The sequence below is a fragment of the Reichenbachiella carrageenanivorans genome, assembly GCF_025639805.1.
Taxonomy (GTDB): domain Bacteria; phylum Bacteroidota; class Bacteroidia; order Cytophagales; family Cyclobacteriaceae; genus Reichenbachiella; species Reichenbachiella carrageenanivorans.
Genome location: NZ_CP106735.1, coordinates 1,315,442 through 1,335,616 on the forward strand (window position 1 = coordinate 1,315,442; position 20,175 = coordinate 1,335,616).

At 41.0% G+C, this 20,175-nt stretch carries 19 protein-coding genes; 15 read left to right on the forward strand and 4 right to left on the reverse strand.

All coding sequences use genetic code 11. The annotated features are described in order from the left end of the window. The first annotated feature begins 29 nt into the window (after window positions 1-29). Window positions 30-953: an NAD-dependent epimerase/dehydratase family protein gene (locus tag N7E81_RS05205; RefSeq protein ID WP_263052225.1), complete on the forward strand. Its 924-nt coding sequence runs from the start codon at window positions 30-32 to the stop codon at window positions 951-953. Here the strand turns inward: N7E81_RS05205 and N7E81_RS05210 are convergent. Continuing rightward, entirely contained in the window at window positions 950-1,432 is a 483-nt protein-coding gene (locus N7E81_RS05210; protein ID WP_263052226.1) for a GAF domain-containing protein, read from the reverse strand. The two genes, N7E81_RS05205 and N7E81_RS05210, sit on opposite strands and share 4 nt — an antisense overlap. Before the next feature lie 75 nt (window positions 1,433-1,507). Between N7E81_RS05210 and N7E81_RS05215 the strand changes: the two genes are divergently transcribed. Beyond that, the gene (locus N7E81_RS05215) at window positions 1,508-2,611 is read left to right on the forward strand and encodes an NAD(P)/FAD-dependent oxidoreductase (protein WP_263052227.1); all 1,104 of its coding nucleotides are present in this window, start codon (window positions 1,508-1,510) and stop codon (window positions 2,609-2,611) included. A gap of 11 nt (window positions 2,612-2,622) precedes the next feature. Here the strand turns inward: N7E81_RS05215 and N7E81_RS05220 are convergent, their stop codons facing one another. Next, a complete protein-coding gene (locus tag N7E81_RS05220) occupies window positions 2,623-3,534 on the reverse strand; it encodes a phytochrome family protein (protein WP_263052228.1) in 912 nt (303 codons plus the stop codon). A 302-nt stretch (window positions 3,535-3,836) separates the two neighbouring features. On the opposite strand from N7E81_RS05220, the gene N7E81_RS05225 reads away from it, so the two are divergent. Both N7E81_RS05225 and N7E81_RS05230 read left to right on the forward strand, forming a co-directional pair. Beyond that, a complete protein-coding gene (locus N7E81_RS05225) occupies window positions 3,837-4,898 on the forward strand; it encodes a bifunctional transcriptional activator/DNA repair enzyme AdaA (RefSeq protein WP_263052229.1) in 1,062 nt (353 codons plus the stop codon). Between the two features lie 45 nt (window positions 4,899-4,943). After that, the gene (locus N7E81_RS05230; RefSeq protein WP_263052230.1) at window positions 4,944-6,260 is read left to right on the forward strand and encodes a cytochrome P450; all 1,317 of its coding nucleotides are present in this window, start codon (window positions 4,944-4,946) and stop codon (window positions 6,258-6,260) included. A gap of 2 nt (window positions 6,261-6,262) precedes the next feature. Here the strand turns inward: N7E81_RS05230 and recF are convergent, their stop codons facing one another. Continuing rightward, window positions 6,263-7,369, reverse strand: coding sequence for a DNA replication/repair protein RecF (gene recF, locus N7E81_RS05235; RefSeq protein ID WP_263052231.1), 1,107 nt, complete (start codon window positions 7,367-7,369; stop codon window positions 6,263-6,265). 109 nt (window positions 7,370-7,478) lie between these two features. Here recF and pdhA point away from each other — a divergent pair, with 109 nt between their 5' ends. The 3 genes from pdhA to ribH all read left to right on the forward strand — a co-directional run bounded on the left by pdhA (window position 7,479) and on the right by ribH (window position 9,871). Then, window positions 7,479-8,510 carry a pyruvate dehydrogenase (acetyl-transferring) E1 component subunit alpha gene (gene pdhA, locus N7E81_RS05240; RefSeq protein WP_263052232.1) on the forward strand — a complete coding sequence of 344 codons (1,032 nt, stop codon included), beginning with the start codon at window positions 7,479-7,481 and terminating at the stop codon, window positions 8,508-8,510. A 76-nt stretch (window positions 8,511-8,586) separates the two neighbouring features. Then, window positions 8,587-9,291 carry a YfgM family protein gene (locus N7E81_RS05245; protein WP_263052233.1) on the forward strand — a complete coding sequence of 235 codons (705 nt, stop codon included), beginning with the start codon at window positions 8,587-8,589 and terminating at the stop codon, window positions 9,289-9,291. A 103-nt stretch (window positions 9,292-9,394) separates the two neighbouring features. Next, window positions 9,395-9,871, forward strand: a complete 477-nt coding sequence (gene ribH / locus N7E81_RS05250; RefSeq protein WP_263052234.1) for a 6,7-dimethyl-8-ribityllumazine synthase — start codon at window positions 9,395-9,397, stop codon at window positions 9,869-9,871. Window positions 9,872-9,892: 21 nt separating this feature from the next. Here the strand turns inward: ribH and N7E81_RS05255 are convergent, their stop codons facing one another. After that, window positions 9,893-11,374, reverse strand: coding sequence for a sodium:proton antiporter (locus tag N7E81_RS05255; RefSeq protein ID WP_263052235.1), 1,482 nt, complete (start codon window positions 11,372-11,374; stop codon window positions 9,893-9,895). Window positions 11,375-11,604: 230 nt separating this feature from the next. Between N7E81_RS05255 and N7E81_RS05260 the strand changes: the two genes are divergently transcribed. The 8 genes from N7E81_RS05260 to N7E81_RS05295 all read left to right on the forward strand — a co-directional run bounded on the left by N7E81_RS05260 (window position 11,605) and on the right by N7E81_RS05295 (window position 20,033). Next, on the forward strand, window positions 11,605-12,336 hold the full coding sequence (locus N7E81_RS05260; RefSeq protein ID WP_263052236.1) for a type III pantothenate kinase: 732 nt from the start codon (window positions 11,605-11,607) through the stop codon (window positions 12,334-12,336). Continuing rightward, window positions 12,323-13,588 (forward strand): hypothetical protein, encoded by a 1,266-nt coding sequence (locus N7E81_RS05265; RefSeq protein WP_263052237.1) that lies wholly within the window; start codon window positions 12,323-12,325, stop codon window positions 13,586-13,588. The genes N7E81_RS05260 and N7E81_RS05265 overlap by 14 nt, the downstream gene beginning before the upstream one ends. Before the next feature lie 86 nt (window positions 13,589-13,674). Continuing rightward, the gene (locus N7E81_RS05270) at window positions 13,675-14,967 is read left to right on the forward strand and encodes a tetratricopeptide repeat protein (protein WP_263052238.1); all 1,293 of its coding nucleotides are present in this window, start codon (window positions 13,675-13,677) and stop codon (window positions 14,965-14,967) included. Between the two features lie 88 nt (window positions 14,968-15,055). Continuing rightward, complete coding sequence (lptC, locus tag N7E81_RS05275) at window positions 15,056-15,604, forward strand: LPS export ABC transporter periplasmic protein LptC (RefSeq protein WP_263052239.1); 549 nt, start codon at window positions 15,056-15,058, stop codon at window positions 15,602-15,604. Between the two features lie 168 nt (window positions 15,605-15,772). Further along, the gene (locus tag N7E81_RS05280) at window positions 15,773-17,056 is read left to right on the forward strand and encodes a hemolysin family protein (protein WP_263052240.1); all 1,284 of its coding nucleotides are present in this window, start codon (window positions 15,773-15,775) and stop codon (window positions 17,054-17,056) included. An 84-nt stretch (window positions 17,057-17,140) separates the two neighbouring features. Beyond that, on the forward strand, window positions 17,141-19,249 hold the full coding sequence (locus tag N7E81_RS05285) for a peptidylprolyl isomerase (RefSeq protein WP_263052241.1): 2,109 nt from the start codon (window positions 17,141-17,143) through the stop codon (window positions 19,247-19,249). Between the two features lie 55 nt (window positions 19,250-19,304). Then, a complete protein-coding gene (locus N7E81_RS05290; protein ID WP_263052242.1) occupies window positions 19,305-19,565 on the forward strand; it encodes a DUF493 domain-containing protein in 261 nt (86 codons plus the stop codon). Window positions 19,566-19,619: 54 nt separating this feature from the next. Then, on the forward strand, window positions 19,620-20,033 hold the full coding sequence (locus tag N7E81_RS05295) for a hypothetical protein (RefSeq protein WP_263052243.1): 414 nt from the start codon (window positions 19,620-19,622) through the stop codon (window positions 20,031-20,033). The last annotated feature ends 142 nt before the right edge of the window (window positions 20,034-20,175 follow it).

The window sequence follows — 20,175 nt, forward strand, 5'->3', positions numbered from 1 at the left end:
TTGGCCTCTCTGATTCATAAATAATAGTAATGAAAGTATTAATTACCGGAGGAGCTGGATATATAGGCACCAGACTAATCAAACACCTGAGTAGCAATAAGGAAGTAGACAAGATAGTGATCTATGACAATCTGATGCGTGGCAACTACAACCTTTTTTTGGGAGACAAATTTATCAACCCATTTAGCCTAGAGTTTATCAAGGGAGATTTACTGGATTCTAGAAGTTTGAAAAAAGCTTTGAATGGTGTCGACGTAGTCATTCACTTAGCTGCCAAAGCGACTTCGCCGTTTGCTAATGTAAACCTGCACTTCTATGAGCAAGTAAACAACTGGGGCACAGCCGAGCTGACCTATGCCATAGAAGAAAGTGATGTGAAGAAAGTAATTTATCTGAGTAGTATGGGCGTTTATGGTTTTGACGATGAGCCGATCACCGACGACCATGCTTTGAACCCATCCTCTTTTTATGCGATCTCTAAGCAGAGAGGCGAAGAGCACATTCAGCGCCTGAGCAAAGACCGAAACCCGATTGTACTTCGGTGTGGCAATGTTTATGGCTATAGCCGAAGCATGAGGTTCGATGCGGTGATCAACAAGTTTGTCTTCGAGTGCAATTTTAACGGAAGACTACAGATCAACGGCAATGGTAATCAGCAGCGTTCGTTTATTCATGTGAATTCTATTGCCAATATCCTGCAAGATGTAATCAGAAAAGATATTCCATCAGGTGCTTATAATGTATCGGAGAGAAATCTATCGGTGCTTGACATTGTGGATGTATTGAAGGAATTGAAACCAGAGCTAGAGTTTTTGTTTGTGAACCAAAACACAGAGCTCCAGCAGCAGATGGCTGATATGGATCAAAAACTGATGCAGTATGTAGACTATGGAAAAAACCTACCTGCCTTCAAAGACGAGATGATCGAATTTCTGAACAGTTTTAGTTACTAAAGCTTTGCTTCAATAATTTTCATGAGCTTTTCGAGCTGTATTTGGTCGACCTTTTTAAAGTCGGCCAGTTGATCGCTGTCTACATCGAGGATCAGAGTGACCTCTCCTCCTTTGTAGGCTGGGAGTACAATCTCCGACTGCGAGGCACTGCTACAGGCGATATGACCAGGAAACTGGTCTACATCTTTTACTATTATAGTTCTTTTTTCGGCCCAAGCAGTGCCACATACACCTTTCCCTTTTTGAATTCGGGTACAAGCGATAGGCCCCTGGAAGGGTCCCAGTACCAGTTCACCCTCTTTGACTAGGTAGAAACCTACCCAGAAAAAACCCAAGCCTTCTTTGAGCGCAGCAGCAACATTGGCCAAATTGGCCGTGAGATCAGACTCGGTAGAGATTAAAGCTTCTATTTGTGGAATCAGTACTTCGTACTTTTCTTGGCGGTTGTCGGAGTGGGTAAGAAAAAGGTGTTCAGCCATATCGTATGTCGTTTGAATTGCAATTTTACGAGTCTCTGCTCTAATTGTTGATCAATTCTAAAGATATTTATCCCAATGTACGATGTAATAGTAGTAGGTGGGGGTATCTCTGGACTGATCAATGCGGTTTTGCTAAGTCGTGCGGGTTTGGCAGTGGCGCTATTCGAAAAGAACAGATATCCCTTTCATCGGGTGTGTGGTGAGTACATTTCTAATGAAGTTAAATCTTTTCTGGTCAGACATCATTTATACCCAGATATACTTGCTCCATCGCAAATTACGAAGCTCATGCTCACTTCTGTTAGTGGCAAGCAAGCTCATTTGCCTTTGCCAATGGGAGGGTTTGGTATCAGTCGCTTTGCTTTAGATCATTTCTTATTCGAACAGGCTCTAGCGGCGGGAGTGGAAGTATTTCAAGGGACGAAAGTCTCAGATATTTCTTTTGAAGAAAACCTATTTCAAGTAGCAGCCAATAGGCGATCGTATCAATCCAGACTTGTGATCGGAGCATACGGCAAGCGTTCTTCACTAGACCGAAACCGTCCATTTATGCAAAAAAAGTCACCCTATCTAGGAGTGAAATACCATATTAAAACAGACTTGCCTGCAGATGAAATTGCTTTGCACAATTTCGAAAATGGTTATTGCGGGGTCAGTCAAGTAGAAAACCAAACGTTTAACTTATGCTATTTGTCTCATCAGAGTAACCTGAAAGCATCATTGTCTATTGATGACATGGAGCAGTCTGTCCTTCATCAAAACCCATGGCTTAAAAGGCTATGGACTCATTCGGATTTCTTGTTTGATAAGCCAGAAGTAATCAGTGAGATTTCTTTTGAGAAAAAAGAGCTGGTCTATCGTCATGTATTGATGTGTGGAGATACGGCAGGAATGATTACGCCACTCTGCGGCAATGGTATGGCCATGGCTATTCGGTCTGCCTGTATACTTTCAGGTTTGATTCTTGGGCATTGGAATAGAGGTATTTTCGATAGCGCTTCGCTGGAGTTGAGTTATACCCGTGCTTGGGGCGGCCAGTTTGCTAGACGGCTTTGGGCTGGCCGCCAAATTCAAAAACTATTTGGATCCACCAGAGCCTCTCATCTGGCTGTGGGTTTGGCCAATATCCAACCACTGGGAAAATCTATCGTTAGGTTGACGCATGGCCGGTCGTTTTGAGGTCAAGTTATTTATTTTGTGGTTTTTTTGGGTGGGTCAAGTATATTATTTCTATTGAGTTCGTTTTGCTCTTCAAGTACAGCATTGATTTTTGCTACTACCTGATCTAGCTCTTCGGCACTGGCTTTGAAACTTGCCATTATTTCTTTGTGTTGATCTAGTTTTATTTCGCTACTTACTAGATTGGATATACCCAGCAGGCGTGCCAGTGGTGCTCGTAGAATATGAGAATTGATATAAGCATATTCGGCTAGTTTTTCATTGTTGACTTTTAGTTTGTCCAACGTTTCTTCTAAACTTTCATTTTTGGCTGTAAGCTCGGCCTGACTTTCTATCAACTCATTATTGTTTTGTTCTAGGTTAGAGATGAGTCCAGACAGAGCACTATTATATTTTTTTGTAAAAATCAGAACAATCAAAGAGACCGTACTCAATAAAACAGCACCTTCTAACCAAACAACAAAAGAGTTCATTCGAGTGATGATTAAAACTTCTTCCTGAATGTGGTACCATTCAAAATATCCAAAACATAGAAAGGCAGTAATGGAGATGAAATAAAAGAAAAGAGCCTTCCAAAAGTTGAAACTAAAGAGGGCATAAAAAGGAATAATGATTAGCAAGGATTTGTTTAGGGCATAAAGACCATAGCTATAGATGTCGGATAGTACTAAACTTATAAGCATTATAATGACGATGTATGCTTTCATTTTTATGCGTATGCTTTTTCTGTAGGCACAGACTAAGACAAGGATAAATACGGCAAAAGAGTCTGTGTAAAAATTCAGATTTTGCTGAGCGGAGCCATATGGGAAGTAAGCCAATAGCAAAGCCAAAAGGCCTGCAAAAACCCCAGCAATCAGAGTGGCGTCTATAATTTGAGATTTAATTTTCTCTAGATAGGCGGATGAATTTACTTGGTGCATCAGTCAAATAATTGAAAATATGTAATGTCGCAATCATCTAACTTTAGACCACGAGCAAATATCCTCTTTGCAAAGGAAAGCAATAGATATATGCACTGGTTGAAGCAACAAAAGTACTGCCCTGTCTGGACATAATTTGTTTTCAATCAGTCTTTTATGTAAAAATATTTGTTGCTTATTGGTTTCTTCATCTAAAATATGGAGACTTTGCAAACCATTCAACGTTTAAAAAAATGCTTGTTCATTTTTCGGTTGAACCAGAAATAGGGCTCGTCTACTTTAGCATTTTAATAGCTAATTTTATGACCATGCAACTCTCGCTTTTGCCCAATAAGGAAACCATGTATCAAGCACTTGTCAGCAAGGACAGTACTTTTGAAGGTGTGTTTTTTGCTGCCATCAAAACGACAGGTATTTTTTGTAGACCTACTTGCCATGCACGCAAACCCAAGGCCGAAAACGTCGAGTACTTTGGCAATTCTAAAGAGGCGCTAGACCATGGCTATAGACCCTGCAAAGTGTGCCATCCCATGGAAATGAAAGGCACCGTGCCGATTTGGCTCAAACCATTGTTAGAAGAAATCGAAGCGAGGCCGAGCATCAAAATAAATGACCAAAGCTTAAGGGATAAAGGGCTAGATCCAGCACGTGTCCGCCGATGGTTCAAAAAAAACCATGGTATGACCTTCCAGGCCTATTTGCGCGCCCTCCGTATCAATAATGCCTTTGGACAAATCCGACAAGGAGACCAAGTGATCCAGTCGGCCTATAGCAATGGTTTTGAATCATTGAGTGGTTTTTTGGAAAGTTTCAAAAATTCGACAGGCTTCAGCCCAAAAGAAAGCAAATACAAAAACATCATTTCTGTTACCCGTATCCCAACCCTACTGGGCCCTATGATAGCAGGAGCTACAGCGCATGGTATTTGTCTACTAGAATTCACGGACAGGAGAATGATTGAAACCCAGGTCGAAAGACTGAGAAAATACCTCAAAGCAGAATTAATTCCAGGGCAAAGTCCTTTCTTTGAAAAGCTGAGCGAAGAACTCCATTTATATTTTGAAGGTAAGCTTCAAAAATTTACTGTGCCATTGGAAATACCAGGCACTGATTTTCAACAAAAAGTTTGGCAAGTACTTCAAGACATTCCTTATGGGTATACGCGTAGTTATAAAGAACAAGCCATAGCCATCAATAACTTAAAAGCGATTAGAGCGGTAGCTACTGCTAATGGAGATAACCGTATTTCTATTCTCATCCCTTGTCACCGAGTGATCGGCTCGGATGGCTCTATGACGGGCTATGGCGGAGGCGTGTGGCGCAAACAGTGGCTGCTAAACCTAGAACAGAAAACCGCAGGCTAATCCTCCGTGATTTTCTTATCTTCGCTTGTATACAAAACCGAACATTTGAAACCACCGAAAGCCTTTCCTGAAAACACTAAGTTTCAAAACCTAAAGAAATTTCAGGCCTCTCCTATTTTGTATATGAAAGAGGCTGCGGCCAAATACGGCTCACCAGTCGATCTCAACTTGCCTATTGGCAAATTTGCTCTCATCTCCGATCCCGATCAGGCACAGCATGTACTGGCCAATAACCACGGGAACTACACCAAAAGCAATGGTTATAAACAAGTAGCGCTTGTGCTAGGTAATGGATTGCTCACCGCCGAAGGTGACGAGTGGCACCAAAACCGTAAAATGCTACAGTCGTCTTTTCACAAGACCGAATTGAGAAAATTGCTACCAGCCGTATGGCAAACAGGTGCGCAATACATTTCAGGCCTTTCTTCCCATGATGACTTGAGGCTCGATACAGAGATGAATGGACTTACACTCACCATCTTGCTCAATTCGCTGATTCATTCCTCGGACGAGGAGATACTGACCAAAATGTCTGATCATGTCAACTTCGGGCAGGAGTTTATAGTCAATCGCATACGCAACCCCTTCAAATGGCCACTTTGGATACCTACTCAGAATCATAGGCGATACCATGCGATGATGGCTGATTCGAATGAGCTGATTCAGCGAACGATAGACGAGCGATCAGCCATTTACGGAAGTGATATAGAAGATCTACTGGCTGTGTTACTATCCAAGCTAGATGCAGAAAAAGACTTTATCCAAATTAGAGATGAAATACTCACCTTTCTGGTGGCGGGGCACGAGACCTCTTCTTTGGGTATGACCTGGACGCTGCACTTGTTGGCGCATCATCCAGAAATTCAAGATAGATTATATGAGGAAGTTGCTGAGCTGGTTACGTTGGAGGATTTGGATTTGATGAATTTTTCGAATCTAAAATACACGGGTCAGGTCATCAAAGAATCTATGCGGATGTATCCGCCCATTTGGAATATTGTACGAAAGGCCAAGGCCAATGACCAGCTGGGTGCGTGTGAAATAGAGGCTGGATATCAGCTGATGAATAGCATCTATGAGTTGCATCATCATGCAGACTATTGGGACGACCCTGATACGTTCAACCCAGATCGGTTCGAAACTTATGATTTCAAACACAAGTTTCAGTATTTGCCATTTGGCGGAGGCCCTAGATTCTGTATTGGCAATAATTTCGCAATTTACGAAATGACGCTCTTGTTAGTGCAGTTTGTTCGGTCCTTCCAGTTAGAACCGTTGTCTCCCAAGTCCATTGGATTCAATCCACTTTTGACATTGCGCCCGGATCAGTCAGTGAGCGTCAGACTGAAATGTCGAAAATAGGCTTAGGTCAATTCTTCAATGGTGTTATGCTCCACTCTAAAAATCTTCATAGGCTCGAATTTGCCTTCAAGCAAACTACGAGTGCGTTCTTCTCGGGCATCTGTCACGAAGACCTGACCGAAGTCGTCGGACCCGATGATGGACATCAGCTGCGAGATGCGGGCATCATCCAGTTTATCAAAAATATCGTCGAGCAGCAGCAGTGGCGTAATGCCCAAGTGCGATTTCACAAATTCGAATTGTGCCAATTTCAAACTAATCAGCAGTGACTTTTGCTGACCCTGAGACCCAAATTTTTTGATCAGATAATCATCGATTTCAAACAAATATTCATCTCTATGAATACCTAAATTGGTACGTTGAGTGATGAGGTCTTTTTGAGTACCCTTGGCATATTGTTGTTCGAAGTCGGTAGAGAGTACCTTGGTTTGATATATGATGGAGACACGTTCTTTTTTGTCAGAGATCCGGTCGTAGTTGGATTGAAGGTGTGGAAGAAACTCCTCAATAAATGCCATGCGTTTTTTGGCGATTTCTACGCAGAGCTGAATCATGGGTTGGTTGTATGTATCCAGCATGATGGCATCTACCTTGCCAGCTTCGTTCATTTTCTTTAATAAGGCATTGCGCTGCTTGAGGAGATGATTGTATTTGATGAGGGCTTGCAGATACGAAAGGTCATATTGTGAAATGATGCTGTCAAAAAACTTGCGTCTGGTTTCGTTGCTTTCGCGAATGAGTTCGTCATCGTTGGGGGCAATTAGCACAACAGGAAATTTGCCCACATGTTCACTCAGCTTATCATATTCTGCCTCATCTACCTTAAAAGTCTTTCGACTGTTCTTTTTGAGGCTACAATGTATCTGATGTATTTTGTCTAATTTTTCGAAAACGCCATTTACTACGAAATACTTTCCTTTGTGACAGATGCTTTGGGCATCCAGCGAATGAAAGGCACTTTTGGTTGTAGACAAATAATGAATGGCATCTAAAATGTTGGTTTTTCCGCTGCCATTCATACCGACCAAACAATTGAAATGATTGCAAAATGAAACGTCTGCCTTTTCATAATTTTTAAAATATTGTAAGGACAGTGATTGAAGAAACATAATGCTTTGCTGTAACTACTAATTTAACTAATTTCGCAGATCGTAAAACAAGCGAAACGACAACCCCCAAAGTACTTAATTCAGTCAAACCGCTTAAATAACTTTTGAAATGGCAAGTGTAAAAGAAAAAAAGAACTCAAAAGCAACATCCAAAAATGAATTTTCGAAATCGACTTATATGACTTGGTATGAGTCTATGATGATGATGCGAAAATTTGAGGAGAAAGCGGGTCAGCTTTATGGTCAGCAGAAGATCAAAGGATTTTGCCACTTGTACATCGGCCAAGAGGCTTGTGTAGCAGGAGCTGTAAGTGCATTAGAAGAGGGTGATAAGTATATCACTGCTTATAGGGATCATGCACACCCTATCGCTTTGGGTACGGACCCTAAAAGAATCATGGCTGAGCTATTTGCCAAGGAGACGGGTACCTCTAAAGGAAAAGGTGGATCGATGCACATTTTTGATAAAGAGCATCATTTCTATGGTGGACATGGTATCGTTGGTGGACAGGTGCCATTAGGAGCAGGTCTAGCATTCACCGAAAAATATAATAATACTGGTAAGCTGAGTATTACTTACATGGGCGATGGCGCGGTAAGACAAGGTGCTTTTCACGAGGCTTTAAACATGGCCATGACGATGAAACTGCCAGCCATCTTTGTCATTGAAAACAATGGTTATGCCATGGGTACATCAGTGAAAAGAACGTCAAATGTAACGGGTCTGGATCAACTAGGTAGTGCATACGAAATGCCTTCTGAGTCTGTAGATGGTATGTCTGTAATCGACGTACACCATGCAGTGGCAAGAGCGGCAGAGCGTGCTAGAAAAGGAGACGGTCCTACTTTGTTAGAATTCAAAACGTACCGATACAAAGGGCACTCTATGTCTGACCCTGCAAAATACAGAACCAAAGAGGAGCTAGAGTCATACAAGCAACGAGATCCAATCGAAATGGTGAGAAAAGATATCCTTACTATGAAATTGGCTACAGAAAAAGAATTAGCAACCATTGACCAAAAGATCAAGGAAGAAGTAAGCCTTTGTGTGAAATTTGCTGAAGAATCGGCCTATCCAGCACCAGAAAACGCATACACAGATGTATATGCTGATCCAGCTTATCCTTTCTTGGAGGACTAATTACGGATATAAGTCGTAGCATTAACCGATGATTTTAAAATATTGCTACATTTGCGGTCAGAATTTTTGAAATAGAATGACAAAAAAGAGAAAAAGTACGGAGAATCACGATCATGATTTGTTTGAGAATCCGGAAGCAATAGCAGAGCAGCTATCGAGAACAGAGCAGTTCATCGAAAAAAACAAAACGATTGTGTCTGTATTAGCAGGTATCATCCTAGTAGCTATCGTTGGTTACATGTTTAGCAGCTATTATATCAAAGGGCAAAATGATAATGCTCAGAGAGATATGTTTCAGGCAGTGTATTATTTTGAAGCTGACAGTTTGGGCAAAGCCTTAAATGGTGATGGTAACAACTATGGCTTCCTAGAGATCATCAGTGAGTACGGCATGACCGATGCTGCCAATATGGCTAATTATTATGCAGGGGCTACTTATCTGAAACTTGGAGACTTCGAAAATGCTGTGAGATATTTGAGTGATTTTAGTGCCTCTGATTATGTGATTCAAGCGAGAGCTTATGCTCTTATCGGTGATGCACAAATGGAGTTAGGCAAGTTTGGAGAAGCGGCAGCTAATTACGAAAAAGCAGCTGATTACAATGCCAACAAGCAATTTAGCCCTACTTATTTAGTAAAAGCGGCTATTGCCAATGAGCAAGCCGGAGATTTGAGTGCTGCCAAAGATAATTATCAGGCAATAGTGGATGATTTTTATGGCGTGGTTGAATACCAAGAATCTGTAAAACAAATCGCTAGACTAAAAGGATTGACTAACTAAGTCTACTAGAATAAAATATTTGAAAAGGGATGGGTTTGTAACTCCTCCCTTTTTTTCTGACAAAACTAAAATAGTACTTACTTATTATTCAAAATTAAAAGCCATGGCTAGTAATCTTAAAAACCTCAGCGACTACAGTTCTAAAAATGTATTGGACATTTCCAACAAAACATTTGCCATCGTAGTATCGGAGTGGAACGAGGAAGTAACCGAGTCGCTATACAATGGAGCGGTAGAGACACTAAAGCAGCACGGCGCACAAGCGACTAATATTGTGAGAGTAGACGTACCAGGTAGTTTTGAGCTCAGCCTAGGAGCACAAAAGCTGGCCCAGAGAGAGGACGTAGATGCTGTGATCTGTCTGGGGTGTGTGATCCAAGGCGAGACCCGTCATTTCGATTTCATATGCGACGCAGTTGCTCATGGTATTACTAATGTATCTCTCAAATACGACAAGCCAGTAATATTTGGTGTACTGACTCCCGAAACGCAAAAACAAGCAATAGATAGAGCTGGCGGAAAACATGGAAACAAAGGAGATGAAGCGGCCATTACAGCTGTCAAAATGCTCGCGCTTTAACTTAAAAAGAAGCGTGGGTTTTTAAAGAATCCCCCAATAGAAGAAGATCAACCAGACCAGCACGAATAGCGGTAGGAGAATAGGAATAGAAAATCTAATGATGTAGCCAAAAAAGGATGGCATCTTTATCCCTACCTGCTCTGCGATAGACTTCACCATAAAATTTGGTCCGTTGCCGATATAGGTCATAGAGCCAAAGAATACCGCAGCGATAGAAATAGCTTTCAAAGACAGGATTGAATTGACAAATTCTCCATTTGAAAACCCTACAACATCGGATATAGTAGAGATAGAGCCTCCTTGTGAGGCCAAAGCTGCCGTCAAGAAATTGATATAAGTAGGGGCATTATCCAAAAAGCCAGATAACAATCCTGTCCCCCAATACAACGTATTGTGCGTGATCATGGCTGCACCTGCATCTGATTGGGCAAAGTTGCCAACCAGCTCCAAAGCAGGCATCATGGTTCCGAATATACCAATGAAAATAAAGGCAACTTCTCGAATAGGTTCGAAGTTGAACTCATTTCCCTGAATGGCTTTTTGATCAGCTAGTTTGTAGGAAAGAAATCCGCAAGTAAGCATGATGATTTCACGCAGGAAGGAAAATTTTTGACCATCATAATGTATTGCAGGCACCCAGTCCAATACATTCGGATCTAAGAACACGGCTCCTACAATGACTGCTAACCAGCCAAAGTTTTTCGTGCCTACGAAAGTAACTTTATTAGCAGGGGGTGCTTCGTCACTATCGAAGCTGTAGTTAGACTTGTTTCTTTTGTCTTTGAAGTAGAAGATAACAGCTAATGCCAAACAGGCAAAAAGCCAAGGAATAATGTTGTGTTCAAGTGTCCAGAAGAACGGGACTCCTTTTAAAAACCCCAAAAACAAAGGAGGATCACCAATAGGAGTCAGCGAACCACCAATATTACTTACCATGAAAATAAAGAAGATAATGTGGTAAGGTTTGATTCTGTCTTTATTAAGCCTAATGAATGGACGAATGAGGAGCATCGAAGCCCCTGTTGTACCAATAATATTGGCAATCAGAGCACCGATCAAAAGAATGATCACGTTGGTCATTGGTTTGGCCTCTTTGTCTACTTCGATCATGATGCCCCCAGAGGCAATGAATAAGCCACTGAGCAAGGCGATAAATTGGACGTATTCCGCTAGTGCATGTATTGGAGCATGAACATTGTGTAAACCAAATAGATAGTATAAGACGACTAAGCTAGCTAAAACGCAAGCTACGATAGGGTAATTTTTGTGCCAAAAGTGCTCGTAAAACAACGGGCCAGTAGCTATCATGATTAGCAATAAAGCAAATGGGATAACACTCCAACCTGGTGCGTGATGATGTGCATCATCACTAGCTATTTCTGTAGTGTCGGCTGTTGAGGCGACAGAGGTTACAGCTGTAGATTCTTTATTGGTACTTTCAATGCCGGCGTACCCCTTCAGGCCGAAACTCAACAAAACAAAAAGAACCAAATATTTGTACATACTGCTATAGAATAAATGAGGGCAATTATATAAAATCTGAACCGATCATTTTAGTTTCAAGATAGAATTTTTTAAATCTTCTCACAGCACGCCTTAAAAGGTACAATAAAGATATTGCCTGTTGGCGTAAAACCAAATTGAAGTATTAATATTTTACAATTTTTGTACGTAATCAGTTCTCCTATTAATTTCACCGTATAGAAAAAGTACAATAACTATGTAATTTTCCAATGAGCCATCGAACAAAAAATATAGCCATCGACATTGGCAACTCATCTATCAAAGTGGGGCTATTCAATCATTCTCATTTGGAGAAAGACTGGACTTGTCATTCGGTAGAAGAAGTCGTTTCTATAGTGAATCAAAGTGGAGCTATACGGATTATGTTCTGTTCGGTTGCCTCTTCTGTAGATCCATTTCTCTCGCTGCTCCAAGATTTTGAAATAAATATTCTGTCGGCAAGCACACCAATTCCGTTTGAGAATCATTATAAAACAAAACATACGCTGGGAGTAGATAGAATAGCTGCCTTGGCAGGTGCCGAAGCGATCAGTCATGGGAAAAACAATTTGGTCATCGACATTGGCTCATGTATTACCTATGACTTTTTGGATAAAAAAAACATATATCATGGAGGCAGTATTTCTCCAGGTATCGATCTTCGGTTTAAAGCCATGAACAGCTACACAGAAAAATTGCCTTTAATTACCGAGTGGGAATCAGCCGAACTCATTGGAACGACAACGAAAGAATCTATGGTAAGTGGGGTGTTAAATGGTATAACGGAAGAGTTAGATGGTATGATTAGTCGTTATCAAGCCAAATGGCCTGATTTAGAAGTGATTATGTGTGGCAGGGGACTAAATAGTTTTGAATCTAAATTAAAAGCATCCATCTTTGCATCCCCTAAATTGGTGTTGGTCGGATTGAACAGGATATTGGAGTATAATGAGAAGATTTAAATGGTTATTGACTTTTGCAGCTTTGTTGAGCTGCAAATTTGTTTCAGCACAGTTTACCTATTCACCATACACAGCCATTGGCATTGGGGATAAAAATAGTATGGGGCTAGCTCACAATAGCGCCATGGGCGGTGTGGGCATTGCTACACCCTCTACTTGGCATATTAATACTGTTAATCCTGCATTACTTCCATACAACGCGCTCACGGTTTTTGAAATAGGAATGGAAGGCGAAAACAGAACCATTTCGAACGAACTCAATTCTATCAAAGTGGGCAGTGGGGGTCTCAAGTACCTCACTTTTGCTTTTCCAATTATGTCTGGAACCTGGACAGCTAACCTTGGCTTGATGCCTTATAGCTCAGTCAACTACACTTTTTCGACCAGCCAACCAGTAGACGGTACTACTACAGATGCCATTATCGATTTTGAGGGCGATGGAGGCTTAAACCAAGTTTTCTTCTCTAATGGGGTGAGAATAGTCAAAGGGTTGACTGTCGGACTTAGAACGTCATTCATTTTTGGTTTGATTGAAGGTACGACCGCTACTTACTTGGAAGGAGACGGGATCACCCAGCAATTTCCAACAGGTCATTATAGCAAAACCAATTATTCTGGTTTTAATTTAGGTTTTGGTGGAGCATATAGAATGGCGCTGAATGATAAAGACGTGCTTAACTTTGGTGCTACGTACGATATGGGTAATTCTTTAGATGGGAAAAGACTGGAGCGCAATCAGTACGAAACCGGTACTGGCACCGCACAACCAGGCGATACCTTATTGCTTGATATGCCCGGCAGCTACCAGCTACCAGCAGAGCTTGGTGTCGGCTTTTCTTGGCAAAAGCTAAATAAGCTAACGATTGGCCTTGATGTTAAACGCTCTTTTTGGGATGAAAAAGCAGGGTTTGCGGATGATAATGAAACTTACAGAAGTACATGGTACGCAGGGATTGGCCTTGAGTTCACTCCGAAATTTAATGATGTAAACAACTACTTTAAACGAGTACAATATCGTTTAGGTGTAGACTATAAACAGGAGCCATTTGTAATAAATGGAGAAACTGTGGATAATTTTGGCATTAATTTTGGCTGGTCACTCCCTGTGAAAGGAGTGTCCGCAGTCAATATGGCCTTTAAATATGGCCAAAGAGGACAAGCTTCTGGCGCTTTAGTAAAAGAGCAATACTTCAAATTTGTGCTAGGTGCTACCATCAATGATCGATGGTTTGTTAGAAGAAAATATAATTAATTATTATGTTGCGCTTTCGTTTGTAATACCAGCACGTTTTACTTCTGTTGGGTAAAACAGAGAAAGACTATAAAAAATAAGAAAATATGAAAAAGCTAGTACTGTTAGGATTATTTATCGCGATAAATACGATCTCAATTGCACAGCAGGGATGGAAGTGGCCAGAGGATGTGGAGACGGCCAAGGAAAAAAACGCATTGTATGTAGACGCTGTAAAAAGCAAACAATATGCGACAGCACAAGCACCACACCAATGGTTGCTAGATAATGCTCCTGACCTCAACGAATCATTATATATCAATGGAGCTAAAATCTATGAAGGACTGGTAGATGCAGAATCTGACCCTGCTAAAAAAGTAGCACTTCAAGAAAAGGCACTTCAAATGTATGATGATCGTATCAAATATTTTGGAGACGAAGCAAACGTACTCAATAGAAAGGCATTTACTGCATACAAATATTACAAAGGCAACAAATCTAAATATCAAGAGTTGATGACTTTGTTTGACAAAACATTTGATATGAACCAAGCAGAAACGTTGGATAACAACTTGATGGCTTATATGGATGTGGTAAGAAGGTACAAGTTGAGTGGTGGGGCCATTACCGACGAAGAAGTGATCGATAAGTATGGGATGATCTCAGATGTGATCGATGGTAAGATCAAAACAGGCCGTAATGTACCAAGGCTAGAAAAAATTCAGGCTAATGTGGACAAACTGTTGACCGCTACAGTAACAGTAGACTGTCAGTTTGTGGAGGACAAATTAGCACCTAAGATGAGAGAAAATAAGGATCCGAAAATGGCAAAAAAGGTGTTTCAGTTGATGCTAAGTGCTAAATGTTCGGATAGCCCTACTTTCGTAGAGGCTGCGGAGATTGTTTATGAAACAGAACCTGCTTTTGGATTAGCTAAAGTGATCGCACTAAAGCATGCGTCTGGTGGAGACATGAACAAAGCGATCGAATATTATACGCAAGCATTAGAATTGACCGATGACAATTTGAAAAAATCTGAAATTTATCTAAGCATGTCTCAAATGTATGCCTCTAACGGCAACAAGTCTGCAGCAAGAACAAATGCTAGAAAAGCATTGGCCAACGACCCTTCTGCTAGTAAAGCATACACGTTGATTGGCAACTTGTACATGCAGAGCTACAATGACTGCAAAGCGGGTGTGAGCAAAGTAGATGACCGATTGGTATTTATCGCAGCATACAACCAATACAAAAAAGCAGGTGATCAAAATGCAATGAACAGCGCTAAGGAGCAATTTCCTTCAATCGAAGAAATTTTCGAATTGGGACTTACTGAAGGTCAGTCGATGACAGTAGGTTGCTGGATCAATGAAACAGTAATATTGGAAAGAAGACCTTAAAAAAAAACTTTTTTAAAAGAGCACTCTGGAGGTAGTTAGTCCCTCAGAGTGCTTTTTTATTTTTAGATTAATGATCACTTTTGTTTCGATGAAAAAAATCGCACTTGTTGTTTGCCTGATGAGCGCTTTATGCGGATGCAAAGAGCAAAAAAAAGTGGATCATGAACTCTATGATGGGCCAGAAGTCACGATGCGAAATATCGATATGCTCGTATCGGATTCGGCTATTGTGAAGTTACGGCTTGTAGCACGTACCCAGTTACAACTTGCCAATCAAGATAGGGATTTTCCTGACGGGATTTATCTTAGGTTTTATAGCCCTATTGGCTTGGTTACGTCTACTTTGGTGGCCGACAAAGGCTATTATTTTTCCAAAGAAGATTATTATAAAGCAGAAGGAAATGTAATCATGCGGAGCCTATTTAGCGGAGACGAATTGTCCACGGAGCTGCTCAATTGGGATCCAGCCAAAGAACAAATCTATACAGACAACTTTGTGACCATCAAAACCGAAGATGAAGTGATGACTGGTGAAGGATTGGAAGCCAGTCAAAACTTTGAAGAATATACCATTTTGAAGCCAAGCGGTACGATGAGTATTATGCCAGTAGGCCCCGCAGAAACCGAAGACAACTGACGATGAATAAATTATTACCAATCATCATTTTAGCTTTATCAGCTACCTTTTTCATTATTGGTGTGCACCAAATGATGACTTTAGGCTTCATGCATTCTTATTGGATTTTTATGCTAAGTATTTCTCTTATACTTTTATACAAACTAAAAAAGGACAAGAAATAGCCTTATGGACCCCTATCTCGTCGGAGTAATTCTCATTTGTATCATTTTTTCAGCCTTATTTTCAGGGTTAGAAATAGCCTTCATTACGACCAATAAGCTTCATATCGAGCTGCAAGGACAGCAAGGGAGTATTTCCGCCCGCATTCTCTCCAAGTTTGCACGAAAGCCTTCCAACTTCATCGCGACCACCCTGATAGGCAATAACCTGACCTTAGTCATATATGGTATATTTATGGCAATGCTGCTCGACCCTTGGTTCGAACGGGTGCTCCCCATACAGTTTCAAAACGACCTTGTGATTTTGTTGCTACAGACCATTATATCTACCATTATAGTACTATTCACCGCAGAATATATTCCCAAAAGTATTTTCTTGGTCAACCCCTACCGACTGCTATCTTTTCTTGCCGTACCATTTTTAGTAATATATTATATCCTTAGCCCAGCGGTATTTTTGATTGTGCTTGCTAGCAAATTCTTCATTGTGAAATTGCTAAGGCTAAATTATTCAGATGAAATCCCTGTGTTTGGGTTGACCGACCTCAACAATTACATCAAAAAAATTGCAGCAGATAGAATAGATCAAGCGGAGCAAGACGTAGATACCAAATACTTCAACAATGCTTTAGGTTTTAAAACCGTCAAAGTAAGAGAGTGTATGATCCCACGTACGGAAATAATAGCCGTAGATGTAAACGCTAGTATCGATGACCTCAACAATCAATTTATAGAAAGTGGTCACTCCAAGATTATCATATACGACGAGTCTATTGATGATGTAATTGGGTATTGTCATTCGCTTGAGCTTTTCAAAAAACCGACGGATATTAAAAGTATCTTGACCAAGATTATTATCGTGCCCGAAACCATGCCTGCCAATGAGCTGCTACTGCAGATGATTACCGATCACAAGACTTTGGCATTGGTGGTAGACGAATATGGCGGTACCTCTGGTATTGTGAGTATTGAAGACATTATCGAAGAGATATTTGGAGAGATACATGATGAACATGACGAGTCAGATTTGCTCGAAGAAAAGCTGAACGACCAAGAGTATCTGCTAAGTGCCCGACAAGAAATCACTTACCTCAACGAAACTTATGGATGGTCTTTGCCCAAGGGAGATTTTGACACGATCGGAGGGCTCATTTTGTCCATAAATGAAAACCTGCCTGAAAAGGGTCAAATCATTGATTTTGAGGGGTTTTCAATTGAGATTTTACACATGGAAGAAGCCAGAATCGAAAAGGTTCGCCTTAAAATAAATCCGCCCAACTTAACCGCGTGACAATCAATTCGCTAAGCAGAGGAAAATTTTGATATTAACATCAGTCTTGCTTATTTTGCGCTTCGTTTTAAACAATTTTATACAATGGCAGCAATAAATACGCTAAGAGAAAAGGGGGGTAAGATTATTGTTTTCCTGATCGGTTTTTCAATTGTGGCATTCGTAGGTGCTGACCTATTAGGCCCAAATTCTACCTTGCTAGGAGGTGGTAAAACTAACGTCGGAGAAATCGCAGGCTCCAAGATATCCTACCAGGATTTTCTAGCTAAGCAAGACGAAATAGAATTCAACTGGACACAGTCCAACAGACGAACGCCTACTGGCAACGATTTGACAAACATTCGTAACCTTACTTGGGATGCGCTTGTTGCGGAGTACGCATTCAAAAATGAGTATAGCGCCATTGGTCTAGCTGTATCTGACGAAGAAATCGTAGATATGGTACAGGGTGACAACATCAGTCCTGAAATCAGACAAGCTTTTTCTGATCCACAAACAGGAGAATTTAGTAAAGACAATGTAGTGGCTTTCTTGCAAAGCCTTGGCGAGCAGACTCCTGCACAGAGAGCCAATTGGTACAACTTCGAAAAGAACTTGGGTCCAGCTAGGTTGAGATTGAAATTCGACAATCTGTTGATCAAAACCAATTACGCGACTGAAGCAGAAGCAAAGTCTAAATATGTAAATGAGTCTAATACCGCAGAGATCAATTATATCTATGTGCCTTATCTCTCTATGGCAGATACGGCGATCAAAGTATCGGACAGTGAGTTAAATGCTTATTTGGATGATCACGAAAAAGAATATCAAAGAGAAGAATCTAAGACGATCAAGTATGTATCGTTCGATGTAGTACCGTCTGCCGAAGATACCGCGATGGTTGTAGAGCAGATCGAGAAGCTGAAGCAAGAACTTATCAATACGGACAATGATTCTACTTTCGCAGTAGTTAATTCAGATGGTTCAGATGCTTTTGCCGCTTATACCCCTGGTCAGTTGCCAGCTGTCTATCAAGGCGACGATGTAGTAATGGGTTCTGGTGCATTTGTAGGACCTGTAGTAGAAAATGGTAGTTACACTATTTATAAGGTATCTACCATATCGCCAAGCGATACTTATTCTGCTAGAGCAAGCCACATACTATTCAAATGGGCAAGTGATACAGATGCTGAAAAAGCTAAAGCTAAAAAGGAAGCTAGAGATATACTCAGACAAATCAAAGGAGGTGCTGATTTTGCGGAAATGGCAAGATTACACGGCACTGACGGCACAGCATCCAAAGGTGGTGACCTAGGCTGGTTCTCAGATGGAGCCATGGTAGCACCATTTCAAGAGGCTGTATTTGCAGCCTCTAAGAAGGGACTGTTGAGCGATGTGGTTGAGACTCAATTTGGTTACCACATCATTGATGTGACTGAGACCAAAACGAACAAAGTGTATAAAATCGCTAAAATCTCTTTAGATATTTTTGTGAGCGATGAGACTAGAAACGAATTTTATAGAGAGGCTGAAAACTTTGCTATGAGCGCTACAACCTTAGAAGAACTAGAGGAGAAAGCGAAAGAAGTAAATGTGCCTATAAAAACTGCTGCTAGAGTTCGTAAGAACGACAGAAGAATCACAGGAGTAACAGAAGGTAGAAATATAGTATTCTGGGCATACAATACAGCCAACTTTAATGAGGTATCGGAAGTATTCGAAATCGACGACCAGTATGTAATTGCTGTCGTAACAGAAGAACAAGAAGAAGGTGTGGCTGATTTGGAATCTGTACGATACGAAATCACTAAAAAAGTGAGAGATGAGAAGAAGGCCAAGTTGATCATGGACAAACTCAATGCGCAGTCTGGTGCTTTGGACGAAATAGCAGCTGCTTATGGGCAAGGCGCTAAGGTGTACAACATGCCAGCGTTGAAATTGAGCACCAACACATTGAAAAGTGTAGGGCTCGCACCAGAGGCTGTCGGTACCGCATTTTCTATGCAAAATGGGGAGACTACAAAACCTTTCGCAGTAGACAATGGCGTATTGATCATCGAAATGGTAAACAAGCTAGAAGCTCCTGAGGTATCAGATTACGAATCATATCGTACGCAAGTATTGCAGCAGCGTCAGGGCAGAATTGCTTATGGTGTAGACCAGACGATCAAAGACCTTGCAGAAATCAAAGACGAAAGATATAAGTTCTTTTAGTTGATAAAATCTTAAATTTAAAGTCCCGGTGTAGATCGGGACTTTTTTTGTTTATATGGATCACGCTACAGACTCATTCAAAGAAAAACTTGATACTACGTATAGTTTCCCAGCACTCTATATGTTTAAGTTTATAGTAAGGCCAGATCAAGTAGGCCAAATAGAAAAGCAGTTTTCTGAACACGAGGTGATACTGAAACCATCAAGTGGAGGAAAATATGTAAGTACTACAATCAAAATTATGGCTTCTTCGAGCGACGAGATCATCGAACATTATAAGGAAGCTGCTAAAATCGAAGGAATAATTTCCCTCTAGCACACTACCTTCTTTCCCTTTCAGTTTATATCTTGTCTTTTTAATAGCTCGACAATGAAATCCGCCTTCTTTTTGATGCTTACTGGCTTGATGCTTTGCGCCCCTGTTGCAGCTTGGGCTCAAGAACCGCTGGATGAGGATATGCCTACCAGGATGGTGGATAAGAAAGTGAAAGAAAATAAGCGAAGTAATTTTCCTAAGGAGAAAAAGATCAGATACATCTATGTGAAAGATGGAGGCAAAGTCTTATTTGGTAACCCTTGTGCAACGCAGGTCACCCATCAGATGGGGTTTGAATATGGCATTGAACACAGACCCGAAAAAGGATTTAGGCCTTGGTGGTACAGGTTCAAAACCAATACTACCACCAAAACTATCCTGTTTTTTACCAAAGGCCCTTGGTGGAGAGCCACCGTCAATAAGCGCTTCAAAGCCTGCGCCATGAGTAGCGGAGATCGTAGGGGGTGATTACGCCCCTTCGCGGGCTTGTCCCGCGATCTGTTAGACCAGGCTACAGTAGTATCAAAAACAGATGCCGCAATAAATGCGGCAAAGAACTAAATGAATTTTAGGTAATCAGATTCCCCCTTAGAAAAAGGGGGCTAGGGGG

Bases quoted from the DNA above. Each gene is read 5' to 3' on its own strand.
- N7E81_RS05205 (WP_263052225.1), top strand. From the start codon at position 30: ATGAAAGTATTAATTACCGGAGGAGCTGGATATATAGGCACCAGACTA.
- N7E81_RS05210 (WP_263052226.1), bottom strand. From the start codon at position 1,432: ATGGCTGAACACCTTTTTCTTACCCACTCCGACAACCGCCAAGAAAAG.
- N7E81_RS05215 (WP_263052227.1), top strand. From the start codon at position 1,508: ATGTACGATGTAATAGTAGTAGGTGGGGGTATCTCTGGACTGATCAAT.
- N7E81_RS05220 (WP_263052228.1), bottom strand. From the start codon at position 3,534: ATGCACCAAGTAAATTCATCCGCCTATCTAGAGAAAATTAAATCTCAA.
- N7E81_RS05225 (WP_263052229.1), top strand. From the start codon at position 3,837: ATGACCATGCAACTCTCGCTTTTGCCCAATAAGGAAACCATGTATCAA.
- recF (WP_263052231.1), bottom strand. From the start codon at position 7,369: ATGTTTCTTCAATCACTGTCCTTACAATATTTTAAAAATTATGAAAAG.
- pdhA (WP_263052232.1), top strand. From the start codon at position 7,479: ATGGCAAGTGTAAAAGAAAAAAAGAACTCAAAAGCAACATCCAAAAAT.
- N7E81_RS05245 (WP_263052233.1), top strand. From the start codon at position 8,587: ATGACAAAAAAGAGAAAAAGTACGGAGAATCACGATCATGATTTGTTT.
- ribH (WP_263052234.1), top strand. From the start codon at position 9,395: ATGGCTAGTAATCTTAAAAACCTCAGCGACTACAGTTCTAAAAATGTA.
- N7E81_RS05255 (WP_263052235.1), bottom strand. From the start codon at position 11,374: ATGTACAAATATTTGGTTCTTTTTGTTTTGTTGAGTTTCGGCCTGAAG.
- N7E81_RS05260 (WP_263052236.1), top strand. From the start codon at position 11,605: ATGAGCCATCGAACAAAAAATATAGCCATCGACATTGGCAACTCATCT.
- N7E81_RS05265 (WP_263052237.1), top strand. From the start codon at position 12,323: ATGAGAAGATTTAAATGGTTATTGACTTTTGCAGCTTTGTTGAGCTGC.
- N7E81_RS05270 (WP_263052238.1), top strand. From the start codon at position 13,675: ATGAAAAAGCTAGTACTGTTAGGATTATTTATCGCGATAAATACGATC.
- lptC (WP_263052239.1), top strand. From the start codon at position 15,056: ATGAAAAAAATCGCACTTGTTGTTTGCCTGATGAGCGCTTTATGCGGA.
- N7E81_RS05280 (WP_263052240.1), top strand. From the start codon at position 15,773: ATGGACCCCTATCTCGTCGGAGTAATTCTCATTTGTATCATTTTTTCA.
- N7E81_RS05285 (WP_263052241.1), top strand. From the start codon at position 17,141: ATGGCAGCAATAAATACGCTAAGAGAAAAGGGGGGTAAGATTATTGTT.
- N7E81_RS05290 (WP_263052242.1), top strand. From the start codon at position 19,305: ATGGATCACGCTACAGACTCATTCAAAGAAAAACTTGATACTACGTAT.
- N7E81_RS05295 (WP_263052243.1), top strand. From the start codon at position 19,620: ATGAAATCCGCCTTCTTTTTGATGCTTACTGGCTTGATGCTTTGCGCC.